The 16794-nt window shown below is 69.2% G+C and carries 15 protein-coding genes; 5 read left to right on the top strand and 10 right to left on the bottom strand.

Going from position 1 to position 16794, the window contains the following annotated elements:
• Positions 1 to 163: 163 nt before the first annotated feature.
• Positions 164 to 610, bottom strand: a complete 447-nt coding sequence (locus tag ABZS29_RS14130; RefSeq protein ID WP_355461792.1) for a metallopeptidase family protein — start codon at positions 608 to 610, stop codon at positions 164 to 166.
• Between the two features lie 31 nt (positions 611 to 641).
• Here ABZS29_RS14130 and ABZS29_RS14125 point away from each other — a divergent pair, with 31 nt between their 5' ends.
• A complete protein-coding gene (locus ABZS29_RS14125; protein WP_355461791.1) occupies positions 642 to 1013 on the top strand; it encodes a DUF3499 domain-containing protein in 372 nt (123 codons plus the stop codon).
• 4 nt (positions 1014 to 1017) lie between these two features.
• On the opposite strand, the gene ABZS29_RS14120 is transcribed toward ABZS29_RS14125, so the two are convergent.
• The 4 genes from ABZS29_RS14120 to ABZS29_RS14105 all read right to left on the bottom strand — a co-directional run bounded on the left by ABZS29_RS14120 (position 1018) and on the right by ABZS29_RS14105 (position 7415).
• Positions 1018 to 2493: a DUF5719 family protein gene (locus ABZS29_RS14120; protein WP_355461789.1), complete on the bottom strand. Its 1476-nt coding sequence runs from the start codon at positions 2491 to 2493 to the stop codon at positions 1018 to 1020.
• Complete coding sequence (locus ABZS29_RS14115) at positions 2490 to 5402, bottom strand: glycosyltransferase family 2 protein (protein ID WP_355461787.1); 2913 nt, start codon at positions 5400 to 5402, stop codon at positions 2490 to 2492. The genes ABZS29_RS14120 and ABZS29_RS14115 overlap by 4 nt, the downstream gene beginning before the upstream one ends.
• A gap of 201 nt (positions 5403 to 5603) precedes the next feature.
• A complete protein-coding gene (locus tag ABZS29_RS14110; protein WP_132174198.1) occupies positions 5604 to 5867 on the bottom strand; it encodes a WhiB family transcriptional regulator in 264 nt (87 codons plus the stop codon).
• 321 nt (positions 5868 to 6188) lie between these two features.
• Entirely contained in the window at positions 6189 to 7415 is a 1227-nt protein-coding gene (locus ABZS29_RS14105) for a hypothetical protein (RefSeq protein WP_355461785.1), read from the bottom strand.
• A gap of 115 nt (positions 7416 to 7530) precedes the next feature.
• Between ABZS29_RS14105 and cofD the strand changes: the two genes are divergently transcribed.
• The 3 genes from cofD (at position 7531) to ABZS29_RS14090 (ending at position 10282) form a co-directional block, all read left to right on the top strand.
• Positions 7531 to 8508, top strand: a complete 978-nt coding sequence (gene cofD / locus ABZS29_RS14100; RefSeq protein WP_355461783.1) for a 2-phospho-L-lactate transferase — start codon at positions 7531 to 7533, stop codon at positions 8506 to 8508.
• On the top strand, positions 8505 to 9476 hold the full coding sequence (locus ABZS29_RS14095; protein WP_355461781.1) for a coenzyme F420-0:L-glutamate ligase: 972 nt from the start codon (positions 8505 to 8507) through the stop codon (positions 9474 to 9476). The genes cofD and ABZS29_RS14095 overlap by 4 nt, the downstream gene beginning before the upstream one ends.
• Before the next feature lie 125 nt (positions 9477 to 9601).
• Positions 9602 to 10282: a DUF3105 domain-containing protein gene (locus ABZS29_RS14090; protein WP_355461779.1), complete on the top strand. Its 681-nt coding sequence runs from the start codon at positions 9602 to 9604 to the stop codon at positions 10280 to 10282.
• 512 nt (positions 10283 to 10794) lie between these two features.
• On the opposite strand, the gene ABZS29_RS14085 is transcribed toward ABZS29_RS14090, so the two are convergent.
• The 5 genes from ABZS29_RS14085 to ABZS29_RS14065 all read right to left on the bottom strand — a co-directional run bounded on the left by ABZS29_RS14085 (position 10795) and on the right by ABZS29_RS14065 (position 16045).
• Entirely contained in the window at positions 10795 to 11892 is a 1098-nt protein-coding gene (locus tag ABZS29_RS14085) for a mannose-1-phosphate guanylyltransferase (protein WP_355461777.1), read from the bottom strand.
• An 11-nt stretch (positions 11893 to 11903) separates the two neighbouring features.
• A complete protein-coding gene (locus ABZS29_RS14080) occupies positions 11904 to 12971 on the bottom strand; it encodes an NAD(+)/NADH kinase (RefSeq protein WP_355461775.1) in 1068 nt (355 codons plus the stop codon).
• Positions 12972 to 13367: 396 nt separating this feature from the next.
• A complete protein-coding gene (locus tag ABZS29_RS14075; RefSeq protein WP_355461773.1) occupies positions 13368 to 14471 on the bottom strand; it encodes a hemolysin family protein in 1104 nt (367 codons plus the stop codon).
• Entirely contained in the window at positions 14468 to 15805 is a 1338-nt protein-coding gene (locus tag ABZS29_RS14070; RefSeq protein WP_355461771.1) for a hemolysin family protein, read from the bottom strand. Before ABZS29_RS14070 ends, ABZS29_RS14075 begins: the two co-directional genes overlap by 4 nt.
• Before the next feature lie 48 nt (positions 15806 to 15853).
• Positions 15854 to 16045 carry a twin-arginine translocase TatA/TatE family subunit gene (locus ABZS29_RS14065; RefSeq protein WP_355461769.1) on the bottom strand — a complete coding sequence of 64 codons (192 nt, stop codon included), beginning with the start codon at positions 16043 to 16045 and terminating at the stop codon, positions 15854 to 15856.
• A 66-nt stretch (positions 16046 to 16111) separates the two neighbouring features.
• Here ABZS29_RS14065 and ABZS29_RS14060 point away from each other — a divergent pair, with 66 nt between their 5' ends.
• The gene (locus ABZS29_RS14060) at positions 16112 to 16792 is read left to right on the top strand and encodes a TIGR03089 family protein (RefSeq protein ID WP_355461767.1); all 681 of its coding nucleotides are present in this window, start codon (positions 16112 to 16114) and stop codon (positions 16790 to 16792) included.
• Positions 16793 to 16794 lie beyond the last annotated feature (2 nt).

The following is a 16794-nucleotide window of genomic DNA, read 5'->3' as shown; positions in this document are numbered from 1 at the left end:
CACAAGGAGGGTTCCACAGTACGGAACCCCAGGTTCGCGCCCCTCCACCGCGACAACAAGAACGGATATCCCCCGGCGGGAGCCGTTCTACCCCCTGTGGGAGACCGGAGAAGGGGCAACACGAGCGGATATCCGTTCGTGTGCGGGGGTGGAGGGTGCGGGGTCAGTCGTCGTCGGTGTCGAACTCGGGGTCGATCTGCTCCGGCGACAGCGCCAGGACATCGGCCAGCTCGAGCACCAGCGCGGAGCGGACCAGCCAGGCGAGCGCCGCGCCGGAGCGCTCGGCCCGCAGCTCGATCGGGCGCCGGAAAACCACGATCCGGTACGGCTCGTGCGACGTACCGCCGGTGGCGTGGGTGAGCGGGATCTCGGTCGCGTCGAGCTCGAGCGTCGGCACGTCCTCGATCGCGAACTCGACCCGGGCGATCACCTGCGGCAGCCGTTTCTCCAGGCGCGTCACCTCGATCGCGACCACCTCGTCGAACTGGGCGGCGGCCGAGCGCTGCAGCGGCAGACCGCGCGGCGCGAACGAGCTCGGCCGGCTGATCGGGCCGAGCATGCCACGGCCGTGGCGGTCGATGTGCCTGCGATGACGGCGAGCCTCGGTCACGCGCTCAGCCTAGTGGGGGTAACGTCTTGTCGTGAGCATCGCCAGGATCTGTTCGCGCGCCGCCTGTCATTCGCCGGCCGTTTCGACGCTCACCTACGTCTATGCCGACTCGACCTGCGTCATCGGTCCACTCGCGACGTACGCCGAGCCGCACTGCTACGACCTCTGCGCCGACCACGCGGACCGGCTGACCGCTCCGAACGGCTGGGAAGTCATCCGGCTCGCTCCGGACCCGGCCGCGGCCGGACCGTCGACCGACGACCTGGAGGCGCTGGCGAACGCTGTGCGCGAGGCCGCACGCCCGCTGCCCCGCCGGGAGCCGGGCGCCGACGTACCGGGCGCGCCGGTCGAGGTGACGCGGCGCGGTCACCTGCGGATGCTGCGCGACCCCGACGGCAACTGACCTGCTAGCGCAGCGCCGACCGTACGTCGGGCTGCGCGCCCAGCTGGGCCCGGAACACCAGTGACGTGTTCAGCGGCCACGCAGCGACCTGCGGCGTGTCGTCGCTCTTCGGCACCGGCATCAACGTGACGCCGGCAATCACCGTCCCGCGGGTCTGCTCGACCGTCAGGTACGTCGGCCCGGTCTGCGGCTTGAGCGCGATTTGCGTCGTCGAACCGGCAATCACGTCGACCGCACGGCTCTGCAGCGACTTGCCCGCCGCATCGTGCACGTCGAGCTTGAGGCTAGAGGCCTTGCCCGGAGCCATCACCTGCAGGACGGCAGGCTGCTGATGAGCCGGCAGCACCAGGTACGCCGGTCCGGTCAGCGCCTCCGCAGCGGAGACGGCTGCGAAGTCCGAACCGCTCTTGTCCGTGATCCGCAGTGATGCGGTCACGGGCTGGTCCGACACCAGGCTGATGCCACTGGCGTCGCCATTCAGCACCTTCGAGAGTTTGATGGAGCTGACCGCGCCCGCGGGGAGCCGGACCGTCTCCAGCCCAGCCGGCTTGAACGGTCCGTTCGGACCGTGCACCGTCACGCTGATCGTCGCCTGCAGGTCGGTCGGGTTCGCCATCACCAGCGTGCGCTCGCCATCACCCGGCGCGGTCGCCGGCACGAACACCTTGGTCGACGGCGCGGCCGCGGGGCCGATCCAGTCGACACCGGCCGGCGTCTTGTCGGCCTTGGTCGCGTAGTCCCGCAAGGCCGGAGCGACCCGGCCGCCGGTCGACACGATGTGCAGTGCGAGGTCCTTCTGACTGCGAGCCACCTGGCCGAGGAACAGCTCGTACGTCGACCTGGCCGGGATCGCCAGCCCACGAGTGGCCGGGACGTCCAGCTGGCCCTTGTTCGAGTAGATCGTCACGTTGACCGCGGCACTGGTGTTGTCGAGGTTCGCGAGCGTGAGCACGTCGCGGCGATCGGCGGCCGTCGAGGCGCCGACGAACCAGAAGTCGGAGCCGGGCGACTGACACGGCACACTGGCCATACCGCTGTTCACACCGCTGGTGGCAGTCGCCGTACTGGTGCCGACCGTGCCTGCGGCGAGCGGACCGGCGCCGCGGATCGCCAGGGTCTCCGGCTTGGTGGCCGCCGGACTCGATCCAACCTTGCCACGAACGAGCAGTGATCCGACCGGGTCGGCTGTGCTCACCAGCGGCAGAATCGACAGCGGGGTCGCGTTACCTGCTGCGACCGGTGTGCCATCCGGCAGGAGCGGCGCCACGCCGTTCACCACGCTGGTCTGTTTGGCGCCCGGCGCCAGCGCCGGACAGGCCAGGGCGGCGCGGTTCACGATCGACCGGGCCGGCTCCGTCGCCGCCTCCGGTTCGACGTTGGGCTGCTTGGGGTGAGTGACGACGCCCAGTCCACCGACCACGGCCATCGCCAGCACGCAGGCACCGAGCCGGATCCGCGGATCCGACAGCAGGTTGCTCATCGGTCCCTCCTCGCGTGGGTGCCGTGCGGCAAGGCGACCGTCCGGCGGACCGTCGGCAGACAGAAGATCAGCGCGATGATCCAGGCGATCACGCCGAGGATCCGCCACAGGGTGTGCGTCACGTCGTCCAGCGGGGACTTACCGCCACCCTCCACCCGGTCCACGAGCCAGGAGGCATCGCCCTCGTTGGCACTGGCTCGACTCAGGCCAGGCAGCGAGTCGAGCGTCGACTGCAGGGTCGCATCCACGGGCGCGGGCAGGTAGACGTAGTCCACTGCCAGAGCGGCCAACTGACGGCTTTCCTCACCGGAGCCACCGCCCCCCAACGTCGACAGCACATCGGTGATCGGCTTGACCTGCTCCGGCTTCGGTGCGGCCTCGACGGCGCCCATCCGCGGACCGCCGTCCTTGACCAACGAGAACCGCATCGGGCTGCCGGGAGACTTGCGGACGACCAGGATCGAGTCGTTGGTCGGTGGGCCCTGCGCAGACACCAGGTACGCCGGGAGGTCTTGCACCGGTCCACGCCACAGCGGCCCGTCGACTCCGCGCACCAGCCAGAAGCCGGCCGTCACGATCGTCGTCACGAGCACAACACCGAGCACACCTTGGACCAGAAGCTCAGTGGACTTGCCGACCGAGTCCCACGCCACCGTGACCGCGACAACCCAGCCTGCGCTCATGAGGAACATCAGCGGTCCACTGCCGCCGCCCAACCGGCTGGCGATGAGTGTGCCGACCAGACCGACCAGTGCAACGAACCAGCCGAGCAGCTCGTACTTCTGCCGCGACTCGCGCAGCAAGCTGACCAGAGCCACCACGATGAGCGGTACGGCGAACCACCACGGCGTCGGACCGCCAACCGGCGTACCGGTCAGGAGGTGCGGCAGGCTGTCGCCCGGACCGATCGCAGTGGTCGGCCGACCACCCGCCTCCTGTCCCAGCAAGGACGGGTGCAGCACCAGCTGAATCGTCCACGGCAACACGAGGACAAGACCAAGCACCACGGAGAAGGCGAGCTGCCGGCCCTGCCTGCGCCAGCCCAGCCCCAGCACTCCACCGACGGCCAACGTGACCGCGACGATCAGACCGACGGCCGGCGTGAACGCGAAGAGGACCGCCTGACAGATGCCGGCGAACCAGGCGGCGCGCCAACTGCCCTGGATGACAACACGACGACGACGCGCAACGGTGTGGACAGCAGCACCGAGCAGGGGCAGCACAATCGCCGCCACCACGGTCCCGATCCGGCCCTGCGTGATCGCGCCATTTGTGAAGACTGCAAACCCGTACGCCGAGGCGCCCCACGCACGAGCGCCACGGTCGACGATGAAGGCCCGCAGCAACGCCCACGCGGCTAGTGCAGCCAAGGGAATCGCACCGAGCAGCAGAACGTTGGTTGCGCCCGACGGTCCGAACATGACCGTGGAAAAAGCCCAGAACTGTGCCAACCAAGCAGGTGGCGTCACACCGGGCGGTGCGGACGCTGCGGCATGCCAGAGCGCCGCAACGTTCTCATGTGCCGGCAGCAGCAGGTTGGAGCGCAGTACGCCGCTACCGATCAGACTGCGCGCAGCGATGAAGGTGCCGAGCGCCAGCACGACCCACGCGACCAGGAACGGCCGCCGCATCAACTGCCGGCGCCAGCGCGGCTGGTCGACAGCGACGCGAGCTGTGGTCTTCGCACGACGAGCAGTGGTGACCACCTGCTCTTCCGGCTCGTCCGCCCAGGCTTCACGGATCCGCTCGGAGATGGTGCTGGTGGTCTCCTCCAGGTTGTGCCGCAAAGCGTGCACCGACCGGGAGAACAGTCCCTTGATGTCGTCGTACGGGACGTTGTCGAGATTGCGGCGGTCCTTGCGGGCCTGCGTCCAGCCACCCGCCAGCAGTGTGCCGAGCAGAGCTGTCCACTCGTCGACCGCACCGGACGGCGTCTTGCCGATCAGGAACCAGACCGACCGCAGAATCGTACCCAGCAGGAACCTGACGATCAGGATCGGCAGCAGTTTGGCAGGAGCGTTCGCGAGAACGGTGTAGTACGCATGGGCGCGGTCGAGCTGGTACGCGTGCCGACGGGTTCCCGCCAGCGCACGTTCACCAGTTGCCGCGGCCTGTGCGTGGTAGACGACCGCATCCGGCGCAACGCCGACCTGGAAGCCTGCCCGGCTGGCACGCCAGCCGAAGTCGATGTCGTCGCGGAACATCGGCAGCCGCGGGTCGAAACCCTTCAGCGACTCCCAGACATCGCGCCGGACCAGCATGCCGGCCGAGCTGACCGCCAGCACGTTGCGCGGCTGGTCGTGCTGGCCCTGGTCGAGCTCGCCGTTCTCGATGCCGGTGTCGCGGCGGCCGCCGAGCGACGTGGTGACGCCGACCTCGAGCAGGTCGCGATCTCGCGGCCAGAGCCGCAGCTTCGGTCCCCAGATCCCGACCTCGGGCGCGATAGTGGCCTGAAGCAACAATTTTTCGAGGGCCTTGGGTGCGGGCGCGCAGTCGTCGTGGAGCAGCCAGAGCCACTCGACCACCGGAATCTGCCCGTCGTCGCCGTACGGCCCGTACGGCGAGGGGATCGGCGCGAAGCCGACCGACTCGACACCGCGGGCGACCGCCGTACCGAAGCCGGTCCGGGCGGAGACGCTGACCACGGGCTCGACGCCGGGCATCGACGCGAGCAGCTCGGCGGTCTCGTCGGTGGATCCGGTGTCGACCGCGATCAGCCGGTCCGGGCGCGGGTTCAGCGCCCACAGCGCCTCGGACAAGCGCGGCAGCCAGGCCGCGCCTTCGTGACCGACCACCACCGCGGTCACGACGTGCCGGACCCGCGGGCGACCCATCGGGTCGTCGATGTGATCGGTCGGGAAATCGACAGAGTCGAAGAACTCCCAGCCGGCCGGAGCTTCTTGTTCCATGCGGAGCTGTGACACCTCAATGGGTACGGACGGTCTGGGTCACCATACAGCCGCCGGGGTGACGGTCCGAAAAGGTGCGAAAAAAGTGAGCGCACCGGGTCCGGAACGCCGCGGGCCCCGGGACAAGTGGTCCCCGGGGCCTCGCGGAAAGCTCGTGTGAAGTTGTCTACCGGCGCGTGGCGAGCGCCGGCCTGGTGACCGTCAGACGGCCTTCTTCTTCAGCTTGCGGCGCTCGCGCTCCGACAGCCCGCCCCAGATACCGAAGCGCTCGTCGTTGTGGAGTGCGTACTCCAAGCATTCACCGCGGACGTCACACCCGAGGCAGACCTTCTTCGCCTCGCGGGTGGAACCGCCCTTCTCCGGGAAGAAAGCCTCTGGATCGGTCTGGGCGCACAGCGCCCGTTCCTGCCAGTTCGGCTCCTCCTCGATCGCCTCACCGTCGACAATCGCCAAGAGCTCTGTCACGGTACGACCTCCTCGACCCTGTTCGTTCCCCTGTACATGTGGGTTTGCGGTCCACATGCCTGACCTCGACCGTTCTGTGTGCTGAAAACGGTCCCCGATACCGAGTGTCAACGAACGACACGGTTGAAATTACATTCCTGCAATCCATGAAAGTCAAGCCGTGGTCTGCTATTGGCATCATCCGCAACACGGCTGCAAAACAACGAGAGGCCTGTGTACACAGGCCTCTCGTGTTCGTGTGCTACAGCTGGAAGATCTTTGAAGTTGTTGTGTCAACAGCTTCGGCAAGGGCTTGCCCCCTTGCCTGGCAGGCGTCCTGGGTCAGGACGGCTGCGACCACCAACCCTGCTGCCCCTGACCCTGCTGGCCCTGGTCGTCCTTGTCGGTGTCGGAAACGCGCGGGTCGACACGGGTTTCGTCGGCGGCCGGCTCGGCCGCGGGCGCCGGGTCGGCAACCGCCGGCTCGGCGGCCGGGGCGTCCTCGGCCGGCCAGGCCTGCTGCTCACCGGACTGCCAGGTCTGCTGACCCTCCGGCTGCGCCGGCTCGGCCTGTCCCTGGCCCGACTGCGACGGCCACTCCTGCTGCGGGTAGTCCTGACCCGACCACTGCTGCTGGCCGCCGTCGGCCCACTGCGACGACTGGGCCTGCTCCTGCGGCCACTGGTTCTCCTGGGCCGGAGTCTCCTGGCCGCTCCACTGCTGCTGGCCTTCCGAGCTCCACTGCTGCGTCGGCTCGGCGGCCGGCTGCGCACTCGCGGACCAGGCCGGGTCGTGCTGCTGAGCATCCGCTTCACCGGCTGACCAGGCGGGCTGCTGCTCGCCCTGGTTCCAGCTCTGCTCCTGCGGCCACTGCTGCTCGCCGCCCTGGGCAGCTGCGTAACCGCCCGCGGCACCTGCGGCCGCACCTGCGCCGGCTGCTGCGGCATAACCGCCGTACTGGTTCTGCTGGCCCTGGTCGAACTGGCCCTGCTGCGGGTACTGACCCTGCTGGCCCGGCTGACCGTACTGGCCGCCCTGCTGTCCGAACTGCGGCGGCTGCTGCTGTCCGTACTGGCCGCCGTACTGCTGGCCCTGCGGACCGAACTGGCCGGCCTTCGGAGCGCGCACCGCGGCCGGCAGGCTCTGGAACGTCGTGAAGATGTAGTAGCCGACGGCGCCGTACAGCGCGAGGCCGGCCAGCGACGAGATGAAGGTGGCGGTCAGCAGTCCACCGGAGCCGTTGGCCCCGAAGACGGAGAACGTCGCGATGAGTCCGACCAGCAGCGCCAGCCCGGTGATCGCGAGGGCGGCGATGGTGACGAGCCGGGCGTTCGGAGTGCGCTCGCCGGCTTCGTTGACCAGCCACACCGATCCGGCCAGGACGAGCAGCAGCACGATGCCGCTGACGTCACCCGGCGCGAGCCGGCTCTGCGCGCGGAGGGCGTTGGTCGCGAACGTGCTGTCACCGAAGAACAGCAGGATCAGGACCGCCAGCACGGACAGGGCAGCGAAGGCGAGCAGAATGTACGCGACCGGCTCTCTGAGCTTCTTGGTTGCGTCGGTGACCACGAGGGCTCCTCGGGATGTTGGGGGGCCGTACAACTGAGCTGTGCGGATGTTCGGACCCACCGCAGCATAGCCGTGCGGTGGCTCGGCGCATTGACGACTCGGGCAGACTCTTCCCATGCGATTGACAGTGCTGGCCGGCGGCGTCGGTGGATCCACCTTTCTCCGCGGGCTACTGAAGGCCCGCCCCGACGCCGAGATCACCGTGGTGGGGAACACCGCCGACGACATCACCCTGTTCGGGCTGCGCGTCTGCCCCGACCTGGACACGGTGATGTACACCCTGGGTGGTGGCATCTCCACCGAGCGCGGCTGGGGCCGTGAGGACGAGACCTGGGTGATCAAGGAGGAGCTCGCCGCGTACGGCGTGGAGCCGACCTGGTTCGGTCTCGGCGACCGGGACGTGGCCACTCACCTGGTCCGGACCCAGATGCTGGACGCCGGCTACGGCCTGTCCGCGGTCACCGACGCGCTGTGCCAGCGGTGGAAGCTGCCGGTGCGATTGCTGCCGATGAGTGACGACCGGGTCGAGACCCATGTCGTGGTCGACGACCCGGAGCAGCCCGGGCAGCGCAAGGCGATCCACTTCCAGGAGTACTGGGTGCGCTGGCACGCCGAGGTCACCGCCCACCAGATCGTCGCGGTCGGCCAGGACAAGGCCAAGCCCGCGCCCGGCGTACTGGAGGCGATCGCGGACGCCGACGTCGTGATCATCCCGCCGTCCAACCCGGTCGTCTCGGTCGGCACGATTCTCGGCGTACCGGGGATCCGGGACGCGGTCCGGGAGACCGCTGCCCCGGTGATCGGGCTGTCGCCGATCATCGGCACCGGTCCGGTCCGTGGGATGGCGGACAAGGTGCTGGCCGCGGTCGGTGTCGCGTCGACCGCCTCGGCCGTCGCCCGGTTCTACGGCTCGCGGACGTCGGGCGGCGTACTGGACGGGTGGCTGATCGACACCTCGGACTCGATCCAGGCCGACTCGATCGCCGGCGCCGGAATTCACGTGCAGGCGGTGCCGTTGTGGATGACGGACGAGACCACCACCGCCGCGATGGCCGACGCGGCTCTGAACCTCGCGGAGGCAGTGCGGCGATGAGGAAACACCTGGAAGTCTTCCCGGTGACCGGACTACCCGAAGTACAGGCCGGTGACGACCTGGCGGTTCTCGTCGGCTCAGCGGACCTGCGCGATGGGGACGTCGTTTCGGTCACCTCGAAGATCATGAGCAAGGCAGAGGGCCGGGTGACCTCCGGAACCCGCGACGAGGCGATCGACGCCGAACTGGTGCGGGTCGTGGCGCAACGGGGTGCCACCCGGATCGTGCAGACCCGGCACGGCCTGGTGATGGCCGCTGCGGGCACGGACACGTCCAACACGGCTCCTGGCACTGTCCTGCTGCTCCCGGTGGACCCGGACGCGTCTGCGCGGGCGCTGCGCGAGGCCCTGAAGGCGCAGTACGACGTGAACGTCGGCGTGGTCGTCACGGACACGCTCGGCCGACCATGGCGCAACGGCCAGACCGATCTGGCCATCGGCGCCGCCGGGGTCCGTGTAGTGGAAGACCTCCGCGGTACGACGGACAGCCACGGCAACGTGCTCGCAGTGACGGAGCCGGCGCTGGCTGACGAGATCGCGAGCGCCAGTGAGCTCGTGAAGGGCAAGGCGGACGGCGTACCGGTCGCGATCGTGCGTGGGCTGGAGGACGTCGTACTGCCGGTCGGTGAGCACGGTCCGGGCGCGCGGGCGCTGGTGCGGGACGCCGAGCACGACATGTTCAGTCTCGGCACGCGGGAGGCGGCGCGGGCCGCCGTACTGGAGCGTCAGGCGCCTGCTGGGCCGCGTGCGGTCGACCCGGCGCTGTGGGACGGGCTGCTGGCCGAGGTCGAGGACGTGCATCTCGAGGTGCTCGACAACGCCGTGACGGTCTTCGGTGAGGAACCGGTGACGGTGGGTGTGATCGCGGAGCGGCTGGCCGTCCTGCTGCACGCGGAGGGCTACGGCGTGAGCGTGCGGACGGGGCCGGGGAGTGAGGCGACGGTCACGTTCGGCTCACGGTCCCGGTAGCTTTCTAGGCAACTTCTAAGGATCTCCTCGTACACTGCATCCGCACGGCGGCGCGATGGCCGCCCCGATCCGGGAAGACCAACACTGTGGGTAAAGCGTCATCGCAGAAGCAGGCACGTCGCGAGATGATCGAAAAGATGCAGCGCGACCAGGCCAAGTCCGACCGGAACCGGACCGTCCTGATCGTGGTCGCGTCGATCGTCGTCGGTCTGGCCATCATCGCCTACCCGGCGATCAAGCTGATCCAGGACTCCCGGACCAAGGGCCAGGCGATCGCCGAGTTCGGCGTCAAGGCGAGCGCCGCCTCGTGTGACACCCCGACCGACGACAAGGCCGGCGGCACCCAGGACCACAAGCCCGACGGCACCAAGATCCTGTACAACGAGTCGCCGCCGTCGTCCGGCCCGCACTACCAGACCTGGGCCCCGTTCGGGAAGAAGTTCTACACGCTCTCCGATCGCCCGGCTGTCTCCAACCTGGTCCACAACCTGGAGCACGGCTACACGATCCTCTGGTACCGCGACACGCTCCCCAAGGAGCAGATCGACCAGATCGAGCAGATCTCCAAGGCCAAGCTGCCCGAGTCCTCGCTCGGCAAGTTCATCGCCGCCCCCTTCAAGGCCGACGAAGGCAAGCCCTGGCCCGACGGCAAGAACCTCGCCTTCGCCCACTGGTCCGGCAACAAGGCCAACTCCACCGACGCCTTCGGCCACCGCCAGTTCTGCGGCTCCGTCAGCGGCGAAGCCCTGAAGTCCTTCATGGACAAGTACCCCGCCACCGACGCCCAAGAGCCCAACGGCGGCTGACCCCCAGCGTTTTGTTGAACACCCCGCGGCCCCAGTCGGCCACGGGGTGTTCTGCTGTCTGCTCCCCGCGCAGTCGTGTCCAACAGCATTTGGTGGGTGGACCCACGAGGTTGTGGGTTCCACACCCGCATGCGGTGGGGGGACCCACAATCTGATGGGTGGACCCCCATCAGCGAGAACCGTCCGGGAGCAGCGCGTCGCCATCGTCAGGCCGACGGCCGTCGGATGTTGTGCCGCGTACTCCGCGTGCACGTAAGCGTTGATCAGCTCCCATCCGGCGGACCGCCACGCCATCACAACTGCAGTCCGCTCCGACGCTTACGCCTGACCGCCACCGCCCCAACCATTTGTGATGCACTGGCGGTCCGCACACCTGCGAGTCGACGACCACGGGCCGGGTGTTCAGTTCGTCCCCCAAGCGCTCACGCTCGCGCGATCACCTTCCGGCGCGACTACGTAAGCAGCCGCGCCGGAGGCGCCAAAGGAACTGCCGCCGCCGGAGGCGGTGTCCTTTACAGGTACTTGGTGGCGTGGTCGGACTGGACTTGGGCTACCAGGTCTTTGACTCGTTCGCCGTCGGACAGCGGGCAGACCATGGTGACGTCCTGGGTGTGGACGATGATGTGGCCGCGGAGGCCTACGGTGGCGATCAGGTGGTTGGGGTCGTCGGTGACGATGATGTTGTCGTGGGAGTCGAGCAGGCAGCTCAGGGTGGTGCCGTCGGTGCGGTTGCCGTTGGGGTCTTCGGTGTAGGTGCCGGCGAGGGCGGCCCAGGAGCCGACGTCGAGCCAGTGCACCGGCATCGGTACGACGACCACCTCGGCGTCGACCTTGCCCTGGGAAGCAGGTTCCATCACGGCGTAGTCGACGCTGATCTTGCGCAGGTTCGGGTAGATGCCGGCCAGTGTCGCCTCGCGCTCAGGCGTGTCCCACACGGACGCGACCTGGCGCAGGTTGGCGGCTGACTCCGGCAGCAGTTCGTCGAGCACGCTCAGCACGGTCTCGGCGCGCCAGACGAACATCCCCGAGTTCCACCAGAACCGCCCGGTGGCCAGGTACTCCTCCGCCGTCGCCAGATCCGGCTTCTCGCGGAACCGGTCCACGACGAACGCCGCCGTACCGTCGATCGCCGGACCACGCTCGATGTAGCCCAGCCCGGTGTGCGGATGGGTCGGCTCGATCCCGAACGTCACCAGCGCCCGCGGCCGCTGCTCGACGACCGCGAACCCGGCCTCGATCGCGGCCCGGAACTCGTCCTCCGGGCTGATCAGGTGGTCCGACCCGACGAACGCGACCACCGCGTCCGGGTCGTTGCGCGCGACCACGGCCGACGCGAGACCGACCGCGTTCGCGGTGTCCCGGCGGGCCGGTTCGCCGATGATCGCATGCGGGCCCAGCTCCGGAAGCTCCTTGCGCACCACGTCGGCGTACGCACCGACTGTGCACACGTAGATGTTCTCCGGCTCGACGAGTCCTTGCAGCCGGTTGTACGCCACGCGCAGCAGCGACTCACCGGCCGCCAACGGCAGCACCTGCTTCGGCCTGTCGTCCCTGGACATCGGCCACAGCCGCGTCCCCGAGCCCCCGGCCAGGATCACCACGTTTCGCATGAGGAGAGACCCTACCGGGCTTGCGATGCAGGTGGCGGCAAGCGCAGGTGCGCGAGGTCGGGCGGTACCGGCGAATCCGAGGGCAGGAAGAAAGCGTCGGATTCGCCGTCGACTCCGGTTGCAGGCGCGTCGGTCAGCCGGAACCGATCCCGCAGCCGCCCGTAGAAGTCGGTCGGCCGCAACCGCACCAGCCGCAGCGGGCGCGCGGATCCATACACCCCGATCCAGTCCCCCGGATCCAGTACGCCGCGCAGTTGCCCGTCGATGCTCACCGCGGCCTGCCCCGAATGCGGCAGCACACGCAACGCGATCGGCTCGTCCGGGGCAGCGATCACACTGCGGTTGAACGTCATGTGCGGCGCGACCGGCGTGAACACGATCGCGTTGGTGTTCGGCGACAAGATCGGTCCACCGGCCGCGAAGCTGTACGCCGTGGAGCCGGTCGGCGTCGCCACGATCACCGCATCCGCCGAGTACGACGCCAGCAGCCGCCCGGCGAGGTACACGCCGAGCGCGACCTGATGATCCCGCGCCAGCTTCTCCAGTACGACGTCGTTCAGCGCCGTGACGTCGAGCGCGAGCCCCCAGCCGTTCCCCTCGGTGCTCTCCGGCCGTACCGCGGGTGGCGGCAACGCCGGACCGTGCCCGTACCGCAGCAGCGACTCGATCCCGTCCGGAATCTCCAACGCCCGCGACGCGCGCATCGTGAGCGTCATCCGCTCCTCGATCGTCGCCCCGCCGTGGTGCACCGCCTCGAGCGCCGCCTCCACGTCCTTGCACGCGACCTCGGTCAGGAACCCGACCTTGCCCAGATCAACCCCCAGTACGGCGGCGTTGTTCTTCGCCGCGATCCGAGCACCCCGCAGGAACGTCCCGTCCCCACCGAGCGTCACGACCAGGTCCGGGTCCCCCGCATGATGCAGCTCCGCCATCCCGCCGCGCCGGTCCTCGTGTTCCTTCCACACGTCGATGTCGGTGCACCCGATCCCGTGCTTGTCCGCCCAGGCCCGCACCGTCCCCGCCGTCCGGACGGCCATCTCCCGCCCCTGGTGAACCACAAGCCCGATCCGCTCAACCACGCCAAGCCCTCCTCAGCCACAGATGTCCCCACCGTAACCGCCCCACGGGCAGCCCCGCCCGAACCACCGGCTGCTGGGTGCACCCACCACTTACCAGCCGTACGACGACGCTGGCGCCGCGGGCAGCTCGTCGCGCGCCGGCGCGTGCGGGTGAGGCGAGCAGGCGGGTGGGTGGGTGGGTGGGTGGGTGGATGGATGGGGGCGCGCGGCGGCAGGTGGACGGCGCGCGGCCGGGTGGGCGGGGATGAGTGGTGGGGCGGACGGGGGGACAGATGGGGGTGGGTGGACAGATGGGTGCGCGCGGCGGCGGGTAGACGAGTGGGTGGGGCGAGTGGTGGGTGGGCGAGCGGGTGGCGCGCGGGACGAGCGGGCGGGAGCGTGGCGGAGGACTGGGTGCTACTGGGAGGTGTCGGGGGTTGGGGGCGGGGTGGGAGCGTCGGGGGTGGGGACGGCCGCGGCGGCGCTGACTATGGGGTCGGTTTCGTCGTCGAACTCGCCGATGACCTGCTCCAGCAAATCTTCCAAGGCGACAACCCCGAGCGGCTCGGTGCCGGTGCAGACGACGGCGAGCTGGGAGCGTTGGTCGCGCATGGTGCGGATGGCGGTGGCTACCGGGGTGGCGGGGCCTAGGTTCAACGGTGCGGTCATCAGGTCGGCGGCGTGGAGGGTGGTGCCGCCGCTGGTGGTGGCGCGGGCGGCGTCACGGACGTGCACGATGCCGCAGATCGTCGTACCGGTGACGACGGCGAGGCGGGAGCGGCCTTCGCGGCGGCTGGTCAGCTCGACGTCGCGGGCTGATGCCGTGGACGGGACGGTGGCGAGGCGGTCCATCGGGACCATCACCTGCGAGATCGTGATGTTCTGCAGGGCGAGCATCGCGGTCAGCAGGTCGTGTTCCGGTGCTTCGAGGGTGCCGTGTTCGCGGGACGACTCGATCAGCAGCCGGAGCTCGTCGGGGCCGTGCGCGCTGGCCAGTTCGTTCTGTGGGGTCACGCCGACGAGGCGGACGCACAGGTTGGCGATCCAGTTCAGGGCGAGCAGGAGCGGACGTACGGCGTACGTGAAACCGCGGAACGGGAGCGCCAAAGCCTGGGCAGCGCGTTCCGGGTTGCTGATCGCCCACGACTTCGGCGCCATCTCGCCGAGCAACACATGCAGCAGGCCGATCCCGCCGACCGCGATGATCAGCGCGATCACATGCCCGACGGCCTCCGGGATGTGCACGAGCTCGAACAGCGGATGCAGCAGGTGCGCGACCGCGGGCTCACTCAGCGAACCGAGTCCCAGCGTGCACAACGTGATCCCGAGCTGCGCGCCGGCCAGCATCAGCGACAGTTCGCTGATCCCGCCGATCGCGGCTCGCGCCGACCGGCTGCCCGCCGCCGCCGCCTCCTCGAGGCGGTGCCGCTTGGACGCGACCAGCGCGAACTCGGCCGCCACGAAGAACCCGTTCAGCGCCAGCAAACCGACCGAGATGACGAGAGCGAGCGACGTACTCATACTGTCCGCTCCATCAGGACAAGACCGGGCACCCGGCGCTCCAAAGTCTGTACGGCGAGTTTCACGAACTCCGCCGGAATCGGCCGCCCCTCGTGGTCGAGCCGATGCGGCAACTCCACGATGAGCTCGTCACCCACCACCGGAATCCGGCCGAGCCGCGCCATCACCAGCCCGGAGACGGTCTCGTAGTTGTCGGCCGCCGGCAACGCGATCCCGGTCGCCTCCTCGACCTCGTCGAGCCGCCAGCGCGCGGGCAGGACCCACGACCCATCACCGCCCTGGACAGGCGAGGTCTCAGGCAGGTCGTCCTCGTCCCGGATAGCGCCGACCAGCTCCTCGGCGATGTCCTCCAGCGTCACGATCCCCGCGAAACCGCCGTACTCGTCGACCACGATCGCAAGCTGGCGGTGCGCCGTACGCAGCCTTTCCAGTACGACGGGCAGCGGCAGCGTCGACGGTACGACGACCGGCGCCGAAGCGAGCGACCCGACGGTCACGTGGCCGCGGTCGGCCGGTTCGACCTCGACCACATCGCCGATCGCGATCACACCGACCACCTCGTCCACCGACCCCGCGATCACCGGGAACCGGCTGTGGCCGGTGTCCTGCAACTCGACCACCCTCGTCAGCGGGTCGTCCTGGTGCATGGTGACGACGTCCACCCGCGGCACCATCGCCTCATCGGCGATCCGCCCGCGGAAGTCCAGACCGCGGTCCAGCAGCCGCATCGTGTCCTCGTCCAGCAGGCCCTGCTCGTACGACGAGACGATGATCCGGTCGAGCTCCTGCGCGGTCGCGCCCTGCGGCAGCTCCTCGACCGGCTCGATCCCGACCCGGCGCAGGATCCGGTTCGAGGCGGCGTCGAAGACGCGGATGATCGGCCCGGCGACCGTCAGGTAGATCAGCGTCGACCGGGACAACCGCAGCGCGATCGCCTCGGCCTTCGCGATCGCGAGGTTCTTCGGCGCCAGCTCACCCAGCACCATCTGGATCACCGTTGCCAACAGCAACGCGACCACCACGGACAGCGACACGCTCACGGCCTCTGGCAACCCGGTCGCCCCGAGCACACCCTCGAGCCCCGCGCCCAGGTACGGCTCCGCGAAGTACCCGGCCAGCAGCGCCGTCACCGTGATCCCGACCTGCGACCCCGACAGCACGAACGACAACCGCGAGGTCACCTGCAGCGCGCGCTCCGCCGCCGCGTCACCGCTCTCCGCCAGCGTCCGCAACCGGCTCCGGTCCACCGCGACGTACGCGAACTCCTGCGACACGAAGTAGCCCGTAGCAACGGTCAGCACCAGGATCAGCCCCAGGCCGCCCACAATCAGCATGCACCGACCCTAGGCGATCACCACGCCCGGGCCGGGGACCGCCCGCGGCTAGCTCGGCTTTTGCTGCGGCTCGACGGCCGCCGGGGTGTCGTCCTCGTTCTGGATCTTCTTGAACTCCTTCATCGCCTGGGCCGCGCTGCGGGTGAGCTCGGGGAGCTTCTTCGCGCCGAACAGCAGCACCACGATGATCAGGATGACGACCCATTCGCCGCCTTCGGGCAGCGCCAGCAGTGGAACCATGACCAGCCTTCTTTCCGGGAGTCCCCATCCAAGGTACGTCGCTCATCGGACCGTAGGGTGGGCCATATGTCACAGGTTCTGCCCGAGCTTTTTGCTGCCGCGGTACGCCGGGACGGCGCCGGCCCCTTGCTCACCTACTACGACGACTCGACCGGTGAGCGAATCGAGCTCAGTGCGCTGACGACCGCGAACTGGGTGGCCAAGACCGCCAATCTGCTGGTCGACGAGTACGACCTGGAGCCGGGTGAGACGGTCGCAATCGGCCTGCCGCCGCACTGGCTCGGGGTGGTGTGGGCGCTGGCGACCTGGTCGGCCGGCGGCTCGCTTACCTCGCAGACGGGCGCGCTGGCGATCACCGGCCCCGACTTCGGCACCCGCGGCGAGCGGGAGACGATCGCGTCCGCGCTGCTGCCGCTCGGCGGACGGTTCCGCGAACCGCTCCCGGACGGCGTCCACGACTACGGCGCCGAGGTCTACAACCACCCCGACGTCTTCGTCCCGTTCGACGCTCCGGCCGCCGACTCCCCGGCGTACGACGAACTCACGCACGCCGACCTAATCGGTACGGCGGAGCCGATCGCGGACCGGATCCTGACCACCCGGGACCTGACCACCCGGGACGGACTTCAGGTGCTGATCGGGGTGATTCAGGGTGGCGGCTCGATCGTGTTGTGCCGCAACCTTGACCCCACGAAGCTCGACCGCCGCGTGGCGGACGAGAAGGTCGATCGAGTGATGGAGGACTGACT

It is taken from the genome of Kribbella sp. NPDC005582, from assembly GCF_040605415.1.
Taxonomy (GTDB): Bacteria; Actinomycetota; Actinomycetes; order Propionibacteriales; family Kribbellaceae; genus Kribbella.
The sequence above is the reverse complement of the archived record's forward strand: the minus strand, read 5'-3'. Positions and strand labels throughout refer to the sequence as shown.

Coding starts and splice junctions, on each gene's coding strand:
- ABZS29_RS14120 (WP_355461789.1), bottom strand. CDS start 2,493: ATGAGCAACCTGCTGTCGGATCCGCGGATCCGGCTCGGTGCCTGCGTG.
- ABZS29_RS14115 (WP_355461787.1), bottom strand. CDS start 5,402: ATGGAACAAGAAGCTCCGGCCGGCTGGGAGTTCTTCGACTCTGTCGAT.
- cofD (WP_355461783.1), top strand. CDS start 7,531: ATGCGATTGACAGTGCTGGCCGGCGGCGTCGGTGGATCCACCTTTCTC.
- ABZS29_RS14095 (WP_355461781.1), top strand. CDS start 8,505: ATGAGGAAACACCTGGAAGTCTTCCCGGTGACCGGACTACCCGAAGTA.
- ABZS29_RS14090 (WP_355461779.1), top strand. CDS start 9,602: ATGATCGAAAAGATGCAGCGCGACCAGGCCAAGTCCGACCGGAACCGG.
- ABZS29_RS14085 (WP_355461777.1), bottom strand. CDS start 11,892: ATGCGAAACGTGGTGATCCTGGCCGGGGGCTCGGGGACGCGGCTGTGG.
- ABZS29_RS14075 (WP_355461773.1), bottom strand. CDS start 14,471: ATGAGTACGTCGCTCGCTCTCGTCATCTCGGTCGGTTTGCTGGCGCTG.
- ABZS29_RS14070 (WP_355461771.1), bottom strand. CDS start 15,805: ATGCTGATTGTGGGCGGCCTGGGGCTGATCCTGGTGCTGACCGTTGCT.
- ABZS29_RS14065 (WP_355461769.1), bottom strand. CDS start 16,045: ATGGTTCCACTGCTGGCGCTGCCCGAAGGCGGCGAATGGGTCGTCATC.
- ABZS29_RS14060 (WP_355461767.1), top strand. CDS start 16,112: ATGTCACAGGTTCTGCCCGAGCTTTTTGCTGCCGCGGTACGCCGGGAC.